We start from the raw sequence: 19,060 nt of genomic DNA, 5'->3' as shown, positions 1-19,060 counted from the left end.
CGAATGCCGGGGGACGTCCCGTCCCCCGGACCCCCTGGGGGATATTTCCGGACCAAAGCAGGAGTGGTCATGGAGCTTAAGACGCGAAAGCGCTTGTCGTTGCTGATTCTTGTCGTTCTGATGCCGCTTTATGTGGTGGTGGCGGTCACGCTGATGAACTGGCTGGATGCGCGGTTCGGGCGCCAGACGATTCTGGTCGAATTGCTGGTTTATGTGGGGCTTGGCGTCTTGTGGGCCCTGCCGTTCAGGCGCGTGTTCCTTGGGGTTGGCAAGGGCGAATGACGGCCGTTTTGCTGCGGTCGGACCGGGGGGTCACTGTCGTTGGCGGTGGGGCCGTTCTGGTCGGCGAGCTTGAGGCGGCGCTGGCGGTGGCGCCCTTGTTGGTGGCTGCCGATGGCGGGGCGGACCGTGCGCTGGCCCATGGGCGGGTGCCGGATCTGGTTCTGGGCGATCTGGACAGTCTGAGCGATGCGGCACGTCTGCGCATTGCAGGTGACCGTATTCATCAGATTTCCGAGCAGGACAGCACCGATTTCACCAAATGCCTGCGCCGGATTTCCGCGCCCTTTGTTCTGGCTGTGGGCTTTGCCGGGTTGCGGCTGGATCACACTCTGGCGGCGCTGACCGCGATGGTGGCCGGGGCGCCGATGCCGGTGATCCTGCTGGCCGCAGAGGATGTCGTGTTTCTGGCGCCGTCCTGTGTCGATCTGCGGCTGCCGCATGGCACGCGGTTGTCGCTGTGGCCGATGGGGCCTTCGCGGGGGCGCAGCACCGGGTTGGAATGGCCGATCGACGGGCTGGAATTTGCCCCCGATGCGCGGGTCGGCACGTCGAACCGGGTTGTGGGGCCGGTGTCCCTGACCATCGAGGGACGGATGCTGGTGCTGCTGCCGCGCAACTGTCTGGCGGCTGTGCTGGACGGGCTGGGTCTGTCGCGGGCGGGTGCCTGATCTGTCCGGGGGCGGTTGTTCCGGACGGGCATCTGCCCTATCTCTCGGACGTATCCCCGGAGGCTGTCATCCATGTCGTTGAACCCGATCCGTCCCTGGCGCAATATCGAGCGCCGCAAGTCGCGCCAGATCATGGTGGGCCGCGTGCCCGTCGGCGGCGATGCCCCGATCAGCGTGCAGACCATGACCAACACCAACGGCCATGATGTGCGCGCCACGCTGGATCAGGTGATCGCCTGTGCCGAGGCGGGTGCCGACATCGTCCGCATCAGCGCCCCCGATGCCGAGACCACCCATGCGCTGCGCGAGATCTGCCGCGAAAGCCCGGTGCCGATCGTGGCCGACATCCATTTCCACTACAAGCGCGCCATCGAGGCCGCCGAGGCGGGGGCTGCCTGCCTGCGCATCAACCCCGGCAATATCGGCGACGAGACCCGCGTGCGCGAGGTGATCAAGGCGGCCAAGGACCACGGCTGTTCCATCCGCATCGGGGTGAATGCGGGGTCGCTGGAACGCCACCTGCTGGAGAAATACGGCGAGCCCTGCCCGGACGCGATGGTCGAAAGCGGTCTGGATCACATCAGGATCCTGCAGGACAATGATTTCCACGAGTTCAAGATCAGCGTGAAGGCCAGCGACGTGTTCCTGTCGGCGGCGGCCTATCAGATTCTGGCCGAGGCCACCGATGCGCCGATCCATCTGGGCATCACCGAGGCCGGGGGCTTTGTCGGCGGCACCGTGAAATCGGCGGTGGGTCTGGGCAATCTGCTGTGGGCGGGGATCGGCGACACGATCCGCGTCAGCCTGTCCGCCGATCCGGTGGCCGAGGTCAAGGTCGGCTTCGAGATCCTGAAATCCCTGGGCCTGCGCACCCGCGGTGTGCAGATCATCAGCTGCCCCAGTTGCGCGCGGCAGGGGTTTGACGTGATCCGCACGGTCGAGGCGCTGGAGCAGCGGCTGGAGCATATCAAGACGCCGATGAGCCTGTCGATCATCGGCTGCGTGGTGAACGGCCCCGGCGAGGCGCTGATGACCGATATCGGCTTTACCGGCGGCGGCGCGGGATCGGGCATGGTCTATATGGCCGGGCGGCAGAGCCACAAGATGACGAATGACCAGATGGTGGATCACATCGTCGAGCTGGTCGAGAAGCGGGCTGAGGTGCTGGAGGCTGAGGCTGCGCAAGCGGCGGCGGAGTAGGGGCAGGCAGACGCGAAGAGCCCATCCTGACCAATGCTGCGCCCGGCGCCAATGTCTGCTATCATCGTATCTCGAAGTTTATAGTCAGGGCCTTATTTAACTTGAAAGTATTTATCGCAGCTGTCGCATTGCTTTATTGGCTTGGGGTGTCGTCACCCGCCCAATCGCATTCGCCCTACTTTGGCGAGAGCGAAAAGATTGAACATCCGGAATTGGGAGTTATCGAATTCGCTGTTCTATACGGAGACGGCATATTCTTCGCTGATCCTTCGCAAGTAGTTGTTTTCGATAGCGAAGGATACTTGCTCGCGGCAACACCACAGTCAGTGGCGTTGCTTATTCATTGCGACGGATCAGTCAGCCCGCCTCAGTGCCGGATATTCGATGAACTTCGGGGTGTTGTGCTTGAGCCTGATTACGAAAAATTGGCGCGAAGCAGAGTAATTGAGGAAGATGGTAGACCGTCCGAAAGTGCATATCCAGAATATATGGACATTGAGTATGGCTTTACGGAACGTCCCGCGACGGTCTACGAAAAACTTAGATTTGAGGTATTGGGGGTTTGGCGATCGCCTGTTGGCAGTGTTCTGTCAGTGCTCTGGTGGGCTTTAGCATGGTCGCTCTTAGCCCGTCTCGCGTGGAAATTGAAACGCAATGGCTGGTCATTGACACCATTCAGATGGCCGTCGGTTGCACTGGGAGTTCTTAGTCTCGTGATATTTATTGGAATGAGCTTTTTTGCTGCTTATGGCTGGCTGCTTACACCGTATTCACTCAACTTCTTCTTATTTGCTTTCATCTCGGGTGCCGTGATTGCAGCAATTCTGACACGACCGAAAGCAGTCGTTCAGCGAGATTGACCCGATGTCCGCTCCGTCCCGCATAGCGGACGCCAAGGAGGCCCTCCGCCCCTCACCCCCCCGTATGGCTCATATGCCGCGACATCTGCCCCGCCACGCCCTGCCGGGAATAGTCGAAATCATGCCCCTTGGGCTTCCTCGCAATCGCCGCGCGGATGGTCTCGCGCAGGGCCGCATCGTCGGGGCTGGCGCGCAGGGGGGCGCGGAGGTCGGCCATGTCCTCCTGCCCCAGACACATGAACAGCTCGCCGGTGCAGGTCACGCGGACGCGGTTGCAGCTTTCGCAGAAATTATGGGTCAGGGGGGTGATGAAGCCGATCTTCTGGCCCGTCTCGTCCAGTTGCACATAGCGGGCGGGGCCGCCGGTGCGCAGCGGCAGGTCGGTCAGGGTGAAGCGTTCCGACAGGCGCGCGCGCAGGTCCGACAGGGGCCAGTACTGATCCAGACGGTCTTCCTCGCCCATTTCGCCCATGGGCATCACCTCGATAAAGGTCAGGTCATGACCCTCATCGCCGCACCAGCTGACCAGATCGAACAGCTCGTCGTCATTCACGCCCTTCAGCGCGACGGCGTTGATCTTGACCCGCAGGCCTGCGGCGGTGGCAGCCTGAATGCCGTCCAGCACCTGCTGCAGGCGGCCCCAGCGGGTGATCCTGGCAAACTTGTCCGCATCCAGCGTGTCCAGAGAGACATTCACCCGCCGCACGCCGCAATCGGCCAGCTCGGTCGCATGGCGGGCCAGCTGGCTGCCATTCGTGGTCAGGGTCAGCTCGTCAAGGCCCGCCCCCAGATGGCGCGAGACCGCGCGGAAAAACCCCATGATGCCGCGCCGCACCAAGGGCTCGCCGCCGGTGATGCGCAGCTTGCGCACGCCCAGACCGATGAAGGCGGTCGAGAGGCGGTCCAGTTCCTCCAGCGTCAGCAGGTCGGCCTTGGGCAGGAACTGCATATGTTCGGCCATGCAATAGACACAGCGGAAATCGCAGCGATCGGTGACCGACACCCGCAGATAGGTGATCGGGCGGGCGAAGGGGTCAATCAGGGGGGCGGGGGCGCTCATCATGGAAATCTAGGCGCGACGCCCGCCCGCCACAAGCACAAGCGCGAGAATTGCCTGTAACGGGCCCGTCACGGCTCTGTCGGTGGACGGGCAGAGGGGGACGGGCTAGGCTGGCGCAAAGACACCCAGACAAGAGGCGCCCATGCCCCGGCTTTCCCTGTTTCTGACGCTGCCCGCCCTGACCGTCGCGCTGGCGGCCTGCACGCCCGGCCTGCTGACACAGCGCCCGGCGGGTGGCACAGCCACGGCCCCCGCCGCCTCGCCCGAGCAGGTGCAGGCCGCCACCGCGATCACCCGCGCGCCCGCGCCGCGGCCCGCCGCCCGTGCCACGCCCGCACAGCTGGACACCACGACCGCCGAACAGCGCGCCGCTGCCGCCCGACCGGCGGAACGGGCCGAGGCGCGGCTGGGCACCACCGTCGCCTCGCTTGGCAACCCGTCCGAGGGCGGGTTCTGGATCCGCACGCCGCTGGTCACCGAACGCGCCATGGGCCGGATCGTGAACCCCGCCAATGGCCGCTCGGCGCAGGTGGAGCTGATCCCGCTGACCAGTGGCGGCAGCGGCAGCCAGGTCTCGCTGCCCGCGCTTCAGCTGCTGGGCGTATCGCTGACCGATTTGCCGACGCTGGAGGTGTTCCGCTCCTGATCGCTGACGACGGGGCGCAGGGTGTCGGCCAGGGTTTGGGGCAGGGCGCGGGTCACCCCGGCCCGCGCAAAGGGCTTCATGGCCTCGCCATGCGCGTCCAGAAACTGCGCAACCCTGTCCGGGTCACGCCGCGCCAGATCGCGCAGCCAGCCGGCGACCGCCTGCTGGACGGCGCCATGCGGGTCGGCTGACAGCTGTGCGGCCCAGTCCAGCACCCGCTCGCGCAGCGCCAGATCCGCGGGTTTGGGATGGGGCAGCTTGGCATAGGGCAGGGTGACCGACAGGGCGGCGCGCCGCGCCCAGGGGTTGCGGCTGGCCAGCCAGTGCTGCACCTCATCCAGCCGCGCAGGCTCGGCCACGATCCGCTTCTGTCCGGCAATCATCGCGGCATCGGCAATCTCGGCCCCGTCCAGATCGGGCACCCAGGACGCGATCAGCTGCCAGACCGCATCATCGGGCCGCATCCGGGCCTGCGTCAGCAGACGGGCGGCACTGATCCGCGCCTCGTGGATGTCGGCCTGCCACAGCAGATCGGCCAGCGCCACCCGCGCGGCAATGTCGCGCCCGCGCCAGTCGGCCACCTGCGCGTCGATCTGCGCCGGCGTCAGGCCAAGCGTCTCGCGCCCGCTTTTGTGTCGGGCAGCGGTCCGGGTGGCCCGCTGCGGGTCGGCCATGGCGCGCAGGGCGTCCAGCTCATCCATTCATGCACCTCATTGCTTTGGGCGCTTCTAGAAGGCGCGGCCCCCCGTCGCAAGAAGATGGTGGCACCCCTTGACGGGTGGCGGTAAAAGATGCCCGAACCTATGAGGGACCCCATGTCGCATTCAGCTGAACCCCGCCCGATGACCTCCCGCGCCGCCGGTCCGCTGACGGGCGAGGCGCAGATCCCCGGCGACAAGTCGATCAGCCACCGCGCGCTGATCCTGGGCGCGCTGTCGGTGGGCCGGACCACCATCACCGGCCTGCTGGAGGGGCAGGACGTGCTGGACACCGCCGCCGCGATGGCGGCTTTCGGCGCGCAGGTCGAACGGCAGGGGCCGGGGGCGTGGTCGGTGCATGGCGTCGGCGTCGGTGGCTTTGCCTCGCCCGAGGGGGTGATTGACTGCGGCAATTCGGGAACCGGCGTGCGGCTGATCATGGGCGCGATGGCCACGACGCCGGTCACCGCGACCTTTACCGGGGACGCCAGCCTGTCGCGCCGCCCGATGGCGCGGGTGACCGACCCGCTGTCGCAATTCGGCGCCCGCATCACCGCACGCGAGGGCGGGCGCCTGCCCATCACCATCGAAGGCGCGCGCGACCCGCTGCCGGTCCGCTACCGCAGCCCCGTGGCCAGCGCCCAGATCAAATCCGCGATCCTGCTGGCCGGGCTGAACGCGCCGGGCGAGACGGTCCTGACCGAACCCGAGCCGACCCGCGACCATTCCGAACGCATGCTGGCGGGGTTCGGCGCGCAGATCCATGCCCGGACCACGCCCGAGGGCCATATCGTCACCTTGCAGGGCCGTCCCGAACTGCGCGCCCAGCCGGTGGCGGTGCCGCGCGACCCCTCCAGCGCGGCCTTCCCGGTGGCGGCGGCGCTGATCGTACCGGGATCAGAGATCCGCGTGCCGGGCGTCAGCCGCAACCCGACCCGCGACGGGCTCTATGTTACGCTGCTGGAGATGGGCGCCGACATCACCTTTGAAAACCCGCGCAGCGAAGGCGGCGAGCCGGTGGCCGATCTGGTTGTGCGCCACAGCGCCCTGACCGGCGTCGAGGTGCCCGCCGCCCGCGCCGCCAGCATGATCGACGAATTCCCGATCCTCTCGGTCGTGGCCGCCTTTGCCAGCGGCAAGACAGTCATGAACGGCGTGGCGGAACTGCGCGTCAAGGAAAGCGACCGCATCGACGCGATGGCGCGCGGGCTGGAGGCCAATGGCGTCCGTGTCGAGGAAACCCCTGACAGCATGACGGTCCACGGCGCCACCGGCGTGCCGGGCGGCGGCATGGCCCTCACCCATCTCGACCACCGCATCGCCATGTCCTTCCTGATCCTGGGGCTGGCCGCCGACACACCCGTCAGCATCGACGATGCCAGCCCGATCACGACATCCTTCCCCGATTTCGTGCCCCTGATGACCCGCCTCGGCGCCGAGCTGGGCTGACCCCGCCCCCTCTTCTTCACCCAAATATCCCGGGGGGAGGCCCGGAACGGGCCGGGGGGCAGCGCCCCCCTTGCAACCCCTCCTCAGGTGCCCCGCACCGGATAGCCCACGCCCCTCAGAACCACCGCGATCTCCTCCAGAATGGCCGGATCATCAATGGTCGCGGGCGGTCGGAACGCCTCACCATCGGCGATCTTGCACATGGTCGCGCGCAGGATCTTGCCCGACCGGGTCTTGGGCAGGCGGGCCACCACGCAGGCCGTCCGGAAGGCCGCGACCGGGCCGATCTGATCGCGCACCATCGCCACCACCTCGGCCACGATCTGCTCATGCGCGGTCACGACGCCGTTCTTCAGACACAGAAACCCGACCGGGGCCTGACCTTTCAGCGCATCCGCCGCCCCGATCACGGCGCATTCGGCCACGGCGGGATGGGCCGACAGCACCTCCTCCATGGCGCCGGTGGAGAGGCGGTGACCGGCGACATTGATCACGTCATCGGTGCGCGCCATGATGTACAGATAGCCGTCCTCATCGACATAGCCCGCATCGCCGGTCTCGTAGAACCCCGGAAAATGCGCCAGATAGGCCGTGCGAAAGCGCTCTTCCGCGTTCCACAGCGTCGGCAGCGTGCCGGGCGGCAGCGGCAGGCGGATCGCGATGGCGCCAAGCGTGCCGGGGGGGACCGGATGACCGGCCTCGTCCAGAACCTGCACGTCATAGCCCGGCATCGCGACCGAGGGGCTGCCCTTGCGGACCGGCAGCAGCTCGATCCCCGCCGGGTTGGCGGCGATGGCCCAGCCGGTCTCGGTCTGCCACCAGTGGTCGATAACCGGCACCTTCAGGTGATCCTCGGCCCAGCCGATCGTGTCAGGATCGGCGCGTTCGCCCGCCAGATACAGCGCCCTGAGTCCTGACAGATCGTAATCGCGGATCAACAGGCCGTCGGGGTCTTCGCGGCGCACGGCACGGATGGCGGTGGGCGCGGTGAAGAAGCTTTTCACCCCGTGCTGGGCGATCACCCGCCAGAAGGTGCCCGCATCGGGGGTGCCCACCGGCTTGCCCTCGAACACAATCGTCGTGGCGCCCGCCAGCAACGGGCCATAGCAGATATAGCTGTGCCCCACGACCCAGCCCACATCCGAGGCGGCCCAGAACACCTCGCCCGCCGCGACGCCATAGATGTTCCGCATCGTCCACATCAGCGCGACCATATGGCCCGCGGTGTGGCGCACCACGCCCTTGGGCTGGCCGGTCGTGCCTGATGTATAGAGGATATAGGCGGGATGGTTGCCCTCGACCGGCAGACATTCGGCCGGTTCGACCCCGGCCTGAAACCCGTGCCAGTCCAGATCGCGGCCGGGGACCAGCGCGGCCACCTCTTGTTCGCGCTGGAAGATGACGCAGAAATCGGGCTTGTGGCGGGCCTCGTCGATCGCACGGTCCAGCAGCGGCTTGTAATGGACGACGCGCCCCGGCTCCAGCCCGCAGGAGGCGGCGATGATCGCACGGGGGCGGGCATCGTCGATGCGCACGGCCAGCTCATGCGCGGCAAAGCCGCCGAAGACGACCGAATGCACCGCGCCGATCCGGGCGCAGGCCAGCATCGCCTCCAGCGCCTCGGGGACCATGGGCATGTAGATGATGACGCGGTCGCCCTTTTGCACGCCGCGCGCGCGCAGGGCGCCTGCCAGACTGGCGACCCGGTCGCGCAACTCGCGATAGGTCAGCTTGTGGATCATGTTGGTGACCGGGCTGTCATGGATGATGGCGATCCGCTCGCCATGACCGGCCTCGACATGGCGGTCGACCGCATTCCAGCAGGTGTTGCCCATGGCATCGGCAAACCATTCGCCCGCCGGTCCCTGATCGAAGAACGCCCGTTCCGGCGCCCGCGCCCAGTCGATCGCGCCCGCCGCACCCAGCCAGAACCCCTCGGGGTCCGCCGTCCACGCCTCATAGATGTCCTGGTATGCCACCCTTGCCCCCTCCTGCTCCCTGAAGGTTTGTTACGCAGGAAGGGGGGCGTGGCGCAACTCTGTTAGCGGAGCAGCAGCGGCTGTCGCACCGGATTTTGCACGATTTTGCGACAGTCCGGGGGCCATATTTTGCAAAATGGAAATTCATGCAAAATCGCCGCAATCAGGCAGAAGATTTTGCAAAATCGGCCGGTTTGCGAGGGGGCGGGCGATTCGCGCCCACCCCTTGGGTGCTCAGCTATAGGCGGCGACCGGCGTGCCTGCCAGAACGCTCATGTTCAGCAGCCCGCGCGTGGTGATCGAGGGGGTGACGATATGGGCGCGGTTGCCCATGCCCATCAGGATCGGCCCGACCTCCAGCCCGCCCGCCTTCATCTTCAGCGCATTCCTGACCCCCGAGGCGGCATCGGCATTGGCAAAGACCAGAATATTGGCCATCCCCTGCAGGCGCGAGGCGGGGAAAATCCGGCTGCGGATATCGGGGTCCAGCGCGCTGTCGACATGCATCTCGCCGTCATACATGAAATCGGCCTTGCGCGCGTCCAGCAGCGCCATCGCCTCGCGCATCTTGCGGCCCGAGGCGCTGTCGAGATTGCCGAACTGCGAATGGCTGCACAGGGCCACACGCGGGGTCAGGCCGAACCGGCGGACATGGCGGGCCGCGCCACAGGCGACCTCCATGATCTGGTCGGGCGTCGGGTCGTGATGCACCTGCGTATCTGCGATGAACAGCGGGCCGTCTTCCAGAATGATCATCGACAGCGCGCCCTGCGGACGCAGCCCGTCGCGGGCCAGCACTTCGCGGATATAGCGCAGATGCCAGGAATATTGCCCGAAGGTGCCGCAGATCAGGCTGTCAGCCTCGTCACGATGCACCATCACGGCGCCGATGGCGGTGGTGTTGGTGCGCATGATCGCGCGGGCAATGTCGGGGCTGACGCCCTGCCGGGCCATCAGGCTGTGATAGGTCTCCCAATAGTCGCGATAGCGCGGGTCGTTTTCCGGGTTCACGATCTCGAAATCGACCGAGGGGCGGATCGGCAGACCGGCGCGCTCGGCCCGCATGGCGATGACATCGGGACGGCCGATCAGGATCGGCACATCGGTGGTCTCCTCCAGCATCGCGTTGGCGGCGCGCAGCACACGCTCATCCTCGCCCTCGGCGAAGGCGATGCGGCGGGTGGCGGTGGCGGCGGCCTCGAAGACCGGGCGCATGATCATGGCCGAGCGGAAGACCGAACTGTCCAGCTTGCGCTTGTAGGCCTCCAGATCCTCCAGCGGGCGGGTGGCGACGCCCGATTCCATGGCCGCACGGGCCACCGCGCTGCTGACCACACCCATCAGGCGCGGATCGAAGGGCTTGGGGATCAGGTAATCGGCGCCAAAGGTCAGCGTCTCGCCGCGATAGGCGGCGGCGGCCTCGGCGGCGGTCGTGGCGCGGGCAAGTGCTGCAATGCCTTCGATACAGGCGATCTTCATCTCATCGTTGATCGTGGTCGCGCCGACATCCAGCGCACCGCGGAAGATGAAGGGGAAACACAGCACGTTGTTGACCTGGTTGGGATAATCGCTGCGCCCGGTCGCCATGATCGCGTCGGGGGCCACCGCGCGCACCTCGTCGGGCTGGATCTCGGGGGTGGGGTTGGCCAGCGCAAAGATGATCGGGCGCGGCGCCATCTGCGCCACCATCTCGGGCTTCAGCACGCCGGGACCGCTGAGGCCCAGGAACAGGTCGGCGCCCTCGACCACCTCGGCCAGCGTCCGCTTGGTTGTCGCCTGCGCATAGGCGGCCTTTTGCGGGTTCATATCCTCGGCCCGGCCCTCATGGACCAGCCCGTGAATGTCGCAGAGCCAGACGTTTTCGCGTTTGACGCCCAGTTTCAGCAGCATGTCCAGACAGGCGATCCCCGCCGCCCCGCCGCCGGTCGAGACGACCTTGATCTGATCAAAGCTCTTGCCCGCGACAAACAGCGCGTTGGTCGCAGCCGCCCCCACCACAATGGCGGTGCCGTGCTGATCGTCGTGAAAGACCGGGATGTTCATCCGCTCGCGGCAGATCTTTTCCACGATAAAGCAGTCGGGGGCCTTGATGTCCTCAAGGTTGATGGCGCCAAAGGTCGGCTCCAGCGCGCAGACGATCTCGGCCAGTTTCTCGGGGTCGGATTCGTTAAGTTCGATGTCGAAACAGTCGATGCTGGCGAATTTCTTGAACAGGACGGCCTTGCCCTCCATCACCGGCTTGGAGGCCAGCGCGCCGATATTTCCCAGCCCCAGAACGGCGGTGCCGTTGGTCACCACCGCGACCAGATTGCCGCGCGAGGTATAGCGGGCTGCCGTCGCCGGGTCGGCCTTGATCTCCAGACAGGCTTCGGCCACACCGGGCGAATAGGCGCGGCTGAGGTCGCGGCCATTGGCCAAGGGCTTGGTCGCCCGGATTTCCAGCTTACCCGGCCGCGGGAATTCGTGATAATCCAGTGCCGCCTGCCGCGCGCTGTCCTGCCTGCGTTCTTCCATCTTCGCCCCTCCGGTTTCGGAATTGGTTTACCGTTAAACCATATCTTTGCCGGGGAACAGTCGGCTTGATGCGGGGGCGTGCGGCCCGTGTCACCGCGACACGCTTGCACAGACCGGGCTGCGCGCGCAGATTACGGGTCAGTCACAGGAAAGGTGGATCATGTCCCTTCTCGATGCGGCGCGCGAGGTGCGCGAACGGGCCTATGTGCCCTATTCCCGGTTCAAGGTCGGCGCGGCGATTCGCGGCGCCTCGGGCGCGATCTATCGCGGCTGCAATGTCGAGAATGTGGCCTATCCCGAAGGCACCTGCGCCGAGGCGGGCGCCATCGCCGCCATGGTCGCGGCAGGCGAGACGGAACTGGTCGAGGTTGCAGTCATCGCCGACAGCCCCAGCCCCGTGCCCCCCTGCGGCGGCTGCCGTCAGAAGCTGGCCGAGTTTGCGCGCGCCGACACGCCGGTGCTGCTGGCCACGACCGACGGGGTCACGCTGTCGACCACCGTGGGCGAGTTGCTGCCGGGCCGCTTTGACGCGGGCCATATGGCGCGCACATGACCGATCCGCGCCCGGTGATTGCCATGGTGCGCGACGGGCGTGGGCTGGACGGTCCGGGGGCCGCGCTGATGGCGCAGGGTCTGGCCGACGGCTCGGTCAGTGACGCGCAGGCGGGGGCATTCGCGATGGCGGTGCTGACGCGGGGCATCGGCGTGGCGGGGCGTGTGGCCCTGACACGGGCGATGCGCGATTCGGGACATGTGCTGCAATGGGATCTGTCGGGGCCGGTGGTGGACAAGCATTCGACCGGCGGCATCGGCGATACGGTCAGCCTGATCCTTGCGCCCTTGCTGGCCGCGCGGGGTTGCTTTGTGCCGATGATCTCGGGGCGGGGGCTGGGCCATACCGGCGGCACGCTGGACAAGCTGGAGGCGATCCCCGGCTATCTGGTCGATCAGGCCGAGGGCGATTTCCGCCGCATCACCCGGCAGGTGGGCTGCGCGATTGTCGCGGCCTCGGGCGATTTCGCGCCTGCCGACCGGCGGCTTTACGGCATCCGCGACGAATCGGGCACGGTCGAATCGATTGATCTGATCACCGCCTCGATCCTGTCGAAAAAGCTGGCCGCCGGGCCGGATGCGCTGGTCCTTGACGTCAAGGCGGGCTCGGGCGCGATCCTGAAGGCGCCCGACAGTGCCGGGCGGCTGGCGCGCGCGCTGGTCGAGACCGCGAATGGCGCGGGCTGCCACACGGCGGCGCTGATCACCGATATGGACCAGCCGCTGGCCCGCAGCGCCGGCAATGCGCTGGAGGTGGCCGAGGCGATCCGCGTGCTGCGCGGCGAGGCGGGCGCGCTGCGCGATCTGACGCTGGCGCTGGCGGCCGAGGCGCTGGCGCTGGCGGGGCAGGGCGCTGATGGGCTGGCCGCCACGCTGGACAGTGGCGCCGCCGCCGAGGTCTTTGCCCGCATGGTCGCGGCGCAGGGCGGGCCGCGCGATCTGCTGGACCGGCCCGACGCCCGTCTGGCCGCCGCGCCGGTGATCCGTCCGGTGCCCGTGCCTGCGGGCCATGTCGCGCGCATCGACGTGACCGCGCTTGGCCATGTCGTCGTGGCGCTTGGTGGCGGGCGGGTGCGCGCGGGCGAGGTGATCGACCACCGCGTGGGCCTTGACGGGCTGGCCAAGCTGGGTGAGCCGGTCGGCCCGGACCGCCCGCTGGCCATGGTCCATGCCGCCGATGACACCGCAGCCGAGATCGCCGTCGCCGCCGTGCAGGCGGCCTATACCATCGGCGAGGCCGCCACGCCCACGACCGCCCCCGGCCCGCTGATCCGCGAAAGGATCACCGGATGAGCCGCGCCTTCCTGATCGTGATGGACAGTGTCGGCATCGGCGGCGCGCCCGATGCCGACCAGTTCTTCAACAACGGGTTGCCCGATACCGGCGCCAATACACTGGCCCATATTGCCGCCGCCCGCCCCCTGAACATGCCGGTGCTGACGCGCCTTGGGCTGGGGGCGGCCTTGCGCCTTGCCTCGGGCAGTGAGGCGCCGGGGCTGGAGGGGGCGCCGCAGGGCCTGTGGGGGGCCGCGACCGAGGTGTCACGCGGCAAGGACACGCCATCGGGGCATTGGGAGATTGCCTGCGTGCCGGTGCCGTGGGACTGGCATTATTTCCCCAGGACCCAGCCCGCCTTTCCGCCCGAAATCACCGCCCGGATTTGCGAACTGGCGGGCGTTCCGGGCATTCTGGGCGATTGCCATTCGTCGGGCACCTCGATCATCGAGACTTTCGGCCCCGCGCATCTGCGGACCGGCTGGCCTGTCTGCTACACCTCTGCCGACAGTGTGCTGCAGATCGCGGCGCATGAAGAGGCCTTCGGGCTGGACCGTCTGATCGGGCTGTGCGCCGATCTGGCGCCGATGCTGCACCGGATGCGTGTGGGGCGGGTGATCGCGCGGCCTTTCCTTGGTCAGCCGGGCAGTTTCCGGCGCACCGCCAACCGCCGCGATTTCGCCATCGCCCCGCCGGGTGACACGATCCTTGATATTGCGCAGGCGGCGGGCCGTGTGACCCATGCCGTGGGCAAGATCGGCGACATCTTCAGCCATCGCGGCATCACCCAACTGCACAAAGGCGGATCAGACGCCGATCTGGCCCGCCATCTGATCCGGCTTGGGCAGACGGCGGAACCGGGCAGCCTGACCTTCGCCAATTTCGTCGAATTCGACGCCAGCTTTGGCCACCGCCGCGACATTGTGGGCTATGCCGCGCAGCTTGAATGGTTCGACGGCGTGGCCGGGCAGTTTCTGGCGACGCTCGGCCCCGGCGATCTGGCGATCTTCACCGCCGATCACGGCAACGACCCGTCATGGCCGGGCACCGATCACACCCGCGAGCGGGTTCCGGTGCTGGTCCATGGCGCGGGCGCGGGCAGCGCCGGGCTGGTCGGCTTTTCGGATATCGGCGCCTCGGTGCTGGCCCATCTGGGTCTGCCCGGCGCCCGGCACGGAACATCATTCCTATGAAGAAAATTGAACTGCATCTGCATCTTGAGGGCGCAGCACCCCCGGCCTTTATCCGCAGTCTGGCCAAGGAAAAGCGCGCCGATCTGACCGGCGTGTTCGACGACCACGGCGCCTATGCCTATGACGGATTCACCGGCTTTCTGCGCTGTTACGAGGCCGCGACCAGCGTGCTGACGACGCCCCGCGACTATGCCCGCCTGCTGGCCGAGGTGCTGGCCCGCAGCGCCGAAGAGGGCGTGATCTATACCGAATTCTTCGTCTCGCCCGAATTCTGCGGCGGCGGCGATCTGTCGGCATGGCGCGACTATCTGGCGGCGATGACCGAAGCCGCCGATGCCGCCCGCGCGCAGGGTATCGACAGCCGCGGCATCGTCACCATCATCCGCCATTTCGGCGCGGATCGCGCGAAGCTGACCGCCCGCTGCGCGGCGGAAACGGCATCAGTGGACGGCACCGGCTGGATCAGCGGCTTTGGCATGGGCGGCGACGAGATGACCGGCCGCGCGACCGATTATCAGTGGAGCTATGATTGCGCCCGCGAGGCCGGGCTGGGCCTGACCTGCCATGCGGGCGAATGGGGCGGGCCAGCCAGCATCCGCGATGCGCTGGCGCTTGGCTGCACCCGGATCGGCCATGGCATTCAGGCGGTCAAAGACGCGGCGCTGATCCGCGATCTGGCCGAACAGCAGGTGACGCTGGAGGTCTGCCCCGGCTCGAACGTGGCGCTTGGAGCGGTTCCGGGCTGGCCTGCCCACCCGATTGCGCGGCTGGCCGATGCCGGGCTGCGGGTCACCGTGTCCACCGACGACCCGCCGTTTTTCCACACCACCCTGCGCGCGGAATACGACCGGCTTGCATCGACCTTTGACTGGGGCGATACCGAATTCCGCCAGATCAACCTCTGGGCCGCCGAGGCCGCATTCTGCGATGCCGGAACGCGGGACCGGCTGAAAAAGGAATTCGCATGATGCAGCATCTGACCCTCGTCGATCACCCCCTTGTGCAGCACAAGCTGTCGATCATGCGGCAAAAGGACGTCTCGACCGCCGGGTTCCGCCGCCTGCTGCGGGAAATCAGCCTGCTTCTGGCCTATGAGGTCACGCGCGAACTGGAGCTGACCACCATGCGCATCGAAACGCCGATCTGCGAGATGGACGCCCCCACGCTGGAGGGCAAGAAGCTGGCGCTGATCTCGATCCTGCGGGCGGGCAACGGGCTGCTGGACGGTATTCTTGAGCTGATCCCCGGCGCGCGGGTGGGCTTTGTCGGGCTGTACCGCGACCCCGAGACGCTGAAACCCGTCGAATATTACTGCAAGGTGCCAAGCGCGCTGGACGCACGCATGACCATCGTGGTCGACCCGATGCTGGCGACGGGCAATTCCTCGGTCGCGGCGATCGACATGCTGAAGGAACGCGGCGCCAAAAACATCCGCTTTCTGTGCCTGCTGGCCGCGCCCGAAGGGGTTGCGCGGATGCGGCAGGCCCATCCCGATGTGCCGATCTTTACCGCCGCACTGGACGAGCGGCTGGACGATCACGGCTATATCGTGCCGGGTCTGGGCGATGCCGGAGACCGGATGTTCGGGACGAAATAATCCCGCGTTAACGGCCCTTTCACCTCTCTGCGCTAAGCATGGTGCGGAATGGTGGCAAGGTGGGCGCGATGCGTGGGTTATGGCTGGCTCTGGTGATGCTGCTTGGTCCGGCGATGGCCTTCGCCGCGCCGGAACCGCCGCCGCCTGACGGGTTTGGCGGCGCCCAGTATATCGACGGCCGCGGCTGCGTCTTCTCGCGGCAGGAGGGCGGCTGGCAGGCGCGGCTTGATCCCTCGGGGCGAACCCTTTGCGGCTTTCCGCCCAGCACGGACCTGCGGCGCCTCGATCCCGACACATCCCATGTGCTGCCGCCGGTCAGCCCGGCTGCGCCGCCCGATCCGGCCCGGCTGCTGGCCGACCGGCTTGCGGAAGAATTGCGCAACGCTGACATGACCGGCGATATGCTGCCCGCCCCGCCTGTTTCGCCCGCCGCAGGGCGCAACCCGATTCTGGATGACATCGCCGCAACGCTTGCGCATCAGGGGGCGGTGCGTTCGGCACTGGGAACGGGCGGGCGCGTCCCGGACCAGATCTGCGCCCGGCTTGGCTATCGCGCCGGTCCGGTCGAGGGCGGCGTGGCCGACGCAACCGGCTTTTGCCCGGGTCTGCGGCCTCCGGCGCCGGGTCACAGCTTTGCCGTCGCGACCCGCAATCCGCCCGCCACGCCGCGCATCGCCACCGCGTCCGACACGCCTCGCGCGCCGCAGCCCCCGCGACCCGCCCCGGCCAGCGCGCAGCAGACGCCCCGCGCCGAACGGGTGGCGCCTGCTGCCGCATCTTCGCCGCCGCCCTCGCGTGATGTCGAGATGATCCCGGCCTCGGCCCGCTATGTGCAGATCGGTGTCTTTCCGGACGAGCCTGCGGCCCGCTCTGCCATCCACGCGCTGGCCCGGGCAGGCTTGCCCGTCGTGCAGACCCTGCCCGGCGACCGCGCGGCCCGCACCATCATGGCAGGGCCGTTCACCGACCGGGGGCGGCTGATCGAAGTGCTGAACCGGCTGCGCGCGCAGGGCTGGCCCGGCGCGGTGGCGCGCTGATCAGGCGCTGCGCACGGCCTCGATCATGCGGGCGACATTGTCGGGATCGGCATCCGGCGTAATGCCGTGGCCCAGATTGAAGATATGCGGCCCATTGCGCAGGGTGCGCGTGATGCGCTGCGCCTCGGTCACCAGATCCGGGCCGCCTGTGACCATGTGCCGCGGGTCCAGATTGCCCTGAACGCAGCCCGCGGTCTGCACCTGCCGCGCGGCCCAGTCGGCCGAGACGGAGTTGTCCAGCGCCACGCAATCCGCGCCGGTGGCAGCGGCAAAGCCGATATAGCGGTCCTTGGCCTCGCGCGGGAAGGCGATGACGGGAATGCCGGGATGGCGCGCTTTCAGCGCGGTGATGATCCGCCGCGTCGGAGCAATGGCAAAATCGTCGAAATCGGCGCCTTCAAGGCTGCCCGCCCAGCTGTCGAACAGCTTGACCACCTCGGCCCCTGCCTCGATCTGATGCGACAGATAGTCGATCGTGGCCTCGGTGATCAGGTCGATCAGCGTGGAAAAGCTGGCCCGGTCGGCAGCCTTCAGCGCATGCGCCGGGCCCTGATCGGGCGTGCCGCGCCCGGCGATCATATAGGTGGCCACGGTCCAGGGCGCGCCCGCAAAGCCGATCAGCGCCGTGTCCGCAGGCAATTCGCGGCGCAGGATCCTGATCGTCTCGTAAACCGGGGACAACCGGTCGTGAATGGCATCCGCAGGCTTCAGCTTTGCCAGATCCTGTGCCGTGGTGATCGTGCTCAGCCGCGGGCCTTCGCCGGTCACGAACCACAGATCCGCGCCCAGAGCCTGCGGCACCAGCAGAATGTCGGCAAACAGGATCGCCGCGTCGAAACCGAACCGGCGGATCGGTTGCAGGGTCACCTCGGCGGCCAGATCCGGATTGTAGCACAGCGACAGAAAATCCCCTGCCTGCGCGCGCGTGGCGCGGTATTCGGGCAGGTATCGGCCCGCCTGACGCATCATCCAGATCGGCGGGGTGGGAAGGGTCTCGCCGGCCAGGGCGCGCAGCAGCAATTTGGTCATGGGGCCTCCTGCGCCCCTTCAAGGCGAGGCGGGGGGCGTTGTCAAGGCGGGCGCCTTTGGCTATGGCGGTGCCATGACACAGATGCCCGACCCCTCCCGCCCGCTTCGGATCGGAACACGCGGCTCAGCGCTGGCGCTGGCGCAGGCGCATGAGACGCGCGACCGGCTGATGGCCGCGCATGGCCTGATGGCCGATGCGTTCGAGATCGTGGTGATCAAGACCACCGGCGACCGGGTCCTTGACCGCCCGCTGAAAGAGATCGGCGGCAAGGGCCTGTTCACGCGAGAGATCGAAGAGGCGCTGGAGTCCGGCGATATCGACCTCGCCGTGCATTCGATGAAGGACATGCCGACGCAACAACCGCGCGGCCTTGTCATCGACTGCTTTCTGCCGCGCGAGGATGTCCGGGATGCCTTTGTCAGCCCGCACGCGGCCTCGATCGCGGATCTGCCGCAAGGGGCGGTGGTCGGGTCGTCCAGTCTGCGGCGCCGGGCGCAACTGGCGCATCGCCGGCCTGACCTGAAGCTGGTCGAGTTTCGCGGCAATGTGCAGACCCGCATGAAAAAGCTGGAAGATGGCGTGGCGGTGGCCACGTTTCTGGCGATGGCGGGCCTCAGCAGGCTGGGTATGACCGGGGTCGCGCGTGGCGCCATTGATCCCGGTGAGATGCTTCCGGCGGTGGCCCAGGGCGCGATCGGTGTGGAACGCCGGGCTTCGGATGATCGCATGGCCGCTCTGCTCTCGATGATCAGCCATGCCGAAACGGCGACGCGGATTGCCGCCGAGCGTGCCTTTCTTGCGCGGCTGGACGGGTCATGCCAGACGCCCATCGCCGGGCTGGCCGAAATCTCGGGCGACCGGTTGCGGCTGCGCGGAGAGATCCTGCGCCCGGACGGCACCGAGGTTCATGCGGGGACGCGCGAAGGGCTGGTGGCGGACGGGCCGGACATGGGCGATGACCTTGCCGCCGACCTTCTGTCGCGCGTGGACGCCGGTTTTCTTTCCGCGCCCTGACCCCCG

18 protein-coding genes are annotated in these 19,060 nt (G+C 67.4%); 13 read left to right on the top strand and 5 right to left on the bottom strand.

All coding sequences use genetic code 11. The annotated features are described in order from the left end of the window. Nucleotides 1-69: 69 nt before the first annotated feature. The 4 genes from ACK41U_RS03490 to ACK41U_RS03475 all read left to right on the top strand — a co-directional run bounded on the left by ACK41U_RS03490 (nt 70) and on the right by ACK41U_RS03475 (nt 3,010). The gene (locus tag ACK41U_RS03490; RefSeq protein ID WP_409676006.1) at nt 70-282 is read left to right on the top strand and encodes a DUF2842 domain-containing protein; all 213 of its coding nucleotides are present in this window, start codon (nt 70-72) and stop codon (nt 280-282) included. Next, nucleotides 279-950 carry a thiamine diphosphokinase gene (locus tag ACK41U_RS03485; RefSeq protein ID WP_409676003.1) on the top strand — a complete coding sequence of 224 codons (672 nt, stop codon included), beginning with the start codon at nt 279-281 and terminating at the stop codon, nt 948-950. Before ACK41U_RS03490 ends, ACK41U_RS03485 begins: the two co-directional genes overlap by 4 nt. A 72-nt stretch (nt 951-1,022) precedes the next feature. Further along, complete coding sequence (ispG, locus tag ACK41U_RS03480; RefSeq protein WP_409676000.1) at nt 1,023-2,150, top strand: flavodoxin-dependent (E)-4-hydroxy-3-methylbut-2-enyl-diphosphate synthase; 1,128 nt, start codon at nt 1,023-1,025, stop codon at nt 2,148-2,150. Nucleotides 2,151-2,251: 101 nt separating this feature from the next. Beyond that, the gene (locus tag ACK41U_RS03475; protein WP_409675997.1) at nt 2,252-3,010 is read left to right on the top strand and encodes a hypothetical protein; all 759 of its coding nucleotides are present in this window, start codon (nt 2,252-2,254) and stop codon (nt 3,008-3,010) included. A 52-nt stretch (nt 3,011-3,062) separates the two neighbouring features. On the opposite strand, the gene moaA is transcribed toward ACK41U_RS03475, so the two are convergent. Further along, nucleotides 3,063-4,070 (bottom strand): GTP 3',8-cyclase MoaA, encoded by a 1,008-nt coding sequence (moaA, locus tag ACK41U_RS03470; RefSeq protein ID WP_409675994.1) that lies wholly within the window; start codon nt 4,068-4,070, stop codon nt 3,063-3,065. Nucleotides 4,071-4,212: 142 nt separating this feature from the next. On the opposite strand from moaA, the gene ACK41U_RS03465 reads away from it, so the two are divergent. Continuing rightward, nucleotides 4,213-4,716, top strand: a complete 504-nt coding sequence (locus ACK41U_RS03465) for a hypothetical protein (protein WP_409675991.1) — start codon at nt 4,213-4,215, stop codon at nt 4,714-4,716. On the opposite strand, the gene ACK41U_RS03460 is transcribed toward ACK41U_RS03465, so the two are convergent. After that, entirely contained in the window at nt 4,659-5,417 is a 759-nt protein-coding gene (locus tag ACK41U_RS03460; RefSeq protein ID WP_409675988.1) for a DNA alkylation repair protein, read from the bottom strand. The two genes, ACK41U_RS03465 and ACK41U_RS03460, sit on opposite strands and share 58 nt — an antisense overlap. A gap of 114 nt (nt 5,418-5,531) precedes the next feature. On the opposite strand from ACK41U_RS03460, the gene aroA reads away from it, so the two are divergent. Continuing rightward, on the top strand, nt 5,532-6,863 hold the full coding sequence (gene aroA / locus ACK41U_RS03455; RefSeq protein WP_409675985.1) for a 3-phosphoshikimate 1-carboxyvinyltransferase: 1,332 nt from the start codon (nt 5,532-5,534) through the stop codon (nt 6,861-6,863). Nucleotides 6,864-6,946: 83 nt separating this feature from the next. Here the strand turns inward: aroA and ACK41U_RS03450 are convergent, their stop codons facing one another. Both ACK41U_RS03450 and ACK41U_RS03445 read right to left on the bottom strand, forming a co-directional pair. Then, entirely contained in the window at nt 6,947-8,842 is a 1,896-nt protein-coding gene (locus ACK41U_RS03450; protein ID WP_409675982.1) for a propionyl-CoA synthetase, read from the bottom strand. A gap of 234 nt (nt 8,843-9,076) precedes the next feature. Beyond that, the gene (locus ACK41U_RS03445; protein WP_409675979.1) at nt 9,077-11,356 is read right to left on the bottom strand and encodes an NADP-dependent malic enzyme; all 2,280 of its coding nucleotides are present in this window, start codon (nt 11,354-11,356) and stop codon (nt 9,077-9,079) included. Between the two features lie 160 nt (nt 11,357-11,516). Here ACK41U_RS03445 and ACK41U_RS03440 point away from each other — a divergent pair, with 160 nt between their 5' ends. From ACK41U_RS03440 to ACK41U_RS03415, 6 genes are all read left to right on the top strand, one after another. Then, a complete protein-coding gene (locus tag ACK41U_RS03440; protein WP_409675976.1) occupies nt 11,517-11,909 on the top strand; it encodes a cytidine deaminase in 393 nt (130 codons plus the stop codon). After that, nucleotides 11,906-13,201: a thymidine phosphorylase gene (locus ACK41U_RS03435; protein WP_409675973.1), complete on the top strand. Its 1,296-nt coding sequence runs from the start codon at nt 11,906-11,908 to the stop codon at nt 13,199-13,201. Before ACK41U_RS03440 ends, ACK41U_RS03435 begins: the two co-directional genes overlap by 4 nt. After that, nucleotides 13,198-14,376 (top strand): phosphopentomutase, encoded by a 1,179-nt coding sequence (locus tag ACK41U_RS03430; RefSeq protein WP_409675970.1) that lies wholly within the window; start codon nt 13,198-13,200, stop codon nt 14,374-14,376. Before ACK41U_RS03435 ends, ACK41U_RS03430 begins: the two co-directional genes overlap by 4 nt. Further along, entirely contained in the window at nt 14,367-15,344 is a 978-nt protein-coding gene (locus ACK41U_RS03425) for an adenosine deaminase (RefSeq protein WP_409676215.1), read from the top strand. The genes ACK41U_RS03430 and ACK41U_RS03425 overlap by 10 nt, the downstream gene beginning before the upstream one ends. Then, nucleotides 15,341-15,973: a uracil phosphoribosyltransferase gene (gene upp / locus ACK41U_RS03420; protein WP_409675967.1), complete on the top strand. Its 633-nt coding sequence runs from the start codon at nt 15,341-15,343 to the stop codon at nt 15,971-15,973. The genes ACK41U_RS03425 and upp overlap by 4 nt, the downstream gene beginning before the upstream one ends. Before the next feature lie 68 nt (nt 15,974-16,041). Then, nucleotides 16,042-17,010, top strand: coding sequence for an SPOR domain-containing protein (locus tag ACK41U_RS03415; protein WP_409675964.1), 969 nt, complete (start codon nt 16,042-16,044; stop codon nt 17,008-17,010). On the opposite strand, the gene hemE is transcribed toward ACK41U_RS03415, so the two are convergent. Next, nucleotides 17,011-18,039, bottom strand: coding sequence for a uroporphyrinogen decarboxylase (hemE, locus tag ACK41U_RS03410; protein ID WP_409675961.1), 1,029 nt, complete (start codon nt 18,037-18,039; stop codon nt 17,011-17,013). It lies immediately after the preceding gene. A 73-nt stretch (nt 18,040-18,112) separates the two neighbouring features. Between hemE and hemC the strand changes: the two genes are divergently transcribed. Next, nucleotides 18,113-19,054, top strand: a complete 942-nt coding sequence (hemC, locus tag ACK41U_RS03405) for a hydroxymethylbilane synthase (RefSeq protein WP_409675957.1) — start codon at nt 18,113-18,115, stop codon at nt 19,052-19,054. Nucleotides 19,055-19,060: the final 6 nt, after the last annotated feature.

The organism is Paracoccus sp. (in: a-proteobacteria) (genome assembly GCF_046289755.1).
Lineage (GTDB): Bacteria > Pseudomonadota > Alphaproteobacteria > Rhodobacterales > Rhodobacteraceae > Paracoccus.
Note: the sequence above shows the minus strand (reverse complement) of the source record. Positions and strands in the feature narration are given on the sequence as shown.

Coding starts and splice junctions, on each gene's coding strand:
- ACK41U_RS03490 (WP_409676006.1), top strand. CDS start 70: ATGGAGCTTAAGACGCGAAAGCGCTTGTCGTTGCTGATTCTTGTCGTT.
- ACK41U_RS03485 (WP_409676003.1), top strand. CDS start 279: ATGACGGCCGTTTTGCTGCGGTCGGACCGGGGGGTCACTGTCGTTGGC.
- ispG (WP_409676000.1), top strand. CDS start 1,023: ATGTCGTTGAACCCGATCCGTCCCTGGCGCAATATCGAGCGCCGCAAG.
- moaA (WP_409675994.1), bottom strand. CDS start 4,070: ATGAGCGCCCCCGCCCCCCTGATTGACCCCTTCGCCCGCCCGATCACC.
- ACK41U_RS03465 (WP_409675991.1), top strand. CDS start 4,213: ATGCCCCGGCTTTCCCTGTTTCTGACGCTGCCCGCCCTGACCGTCGCG.
- ACK41U_RS03460 (WP_409675988.1), bottom strand. CDS start 5,417: ATGGATGAGCTGGACGCCCTGCGCGCCATGGCCGACCCGCAGCGGGCC.
- aroA (WP_409675985.1), top strand. CDS start 5,532: ATGTCGCATTCAGCTGAACCCCGCCCGATGACCTCCCGCGCCGCCGGT.
- ACK41U_RS03445 (WP_409675979.1), bottom strand. CDS start 11,356: ATGGAAGAACGCAGGCAGGACAGCGCGCGGCAGGCGGCACTGGATTAT.
- ACK41U_RS03440 (WP_409675976.1), top strand. CDS start 11,517: ATGTCCCTTCTCGATGCGGCGCGCGAGGTGCGCGAACGGGCCTATGTG.
- ACK41U_RS03435 (WP_409675973.1), top strand. CDS start 11,906: ATGACCGATCCGCGCCCGGTGATTGCCATGGTGCGCGACGGGCGTGGG.
- ACK41U_RS03430 (WP_409675970.1), top strand. CDS start 13,198: ATGAGCCGCGCCTTCCTGATCGTGATGGACAGTGTCGGCATCGGCGGC.
- upp (WP_409675967.1), top strand. CDS start 15,341: ATGATGCAGCATCTGACCCTCGTCGATCACCCCCTTGTGCAGCACAAG.
- ACK41U_RS03415 (WP_409675964.1), top strand. CDS start 16,042: ATGCGTGGGTTATGGCTGGCTCTGGTGATGCTGCTTGGTCCGGCGATG.
- hemE (WP_409675961.1), bottom strand. CDS start 18,039: ATGACCAAATTGCTGCTGCGCGCCCTGGCCGGCGAGACCCTTCCCACC.
- hemC (WP_409675957.1), top strand. CDS start 18,113: ATGACACAGATGCCCGACCCCTCCCGCCCGCTTCGGATCGGAACACGC.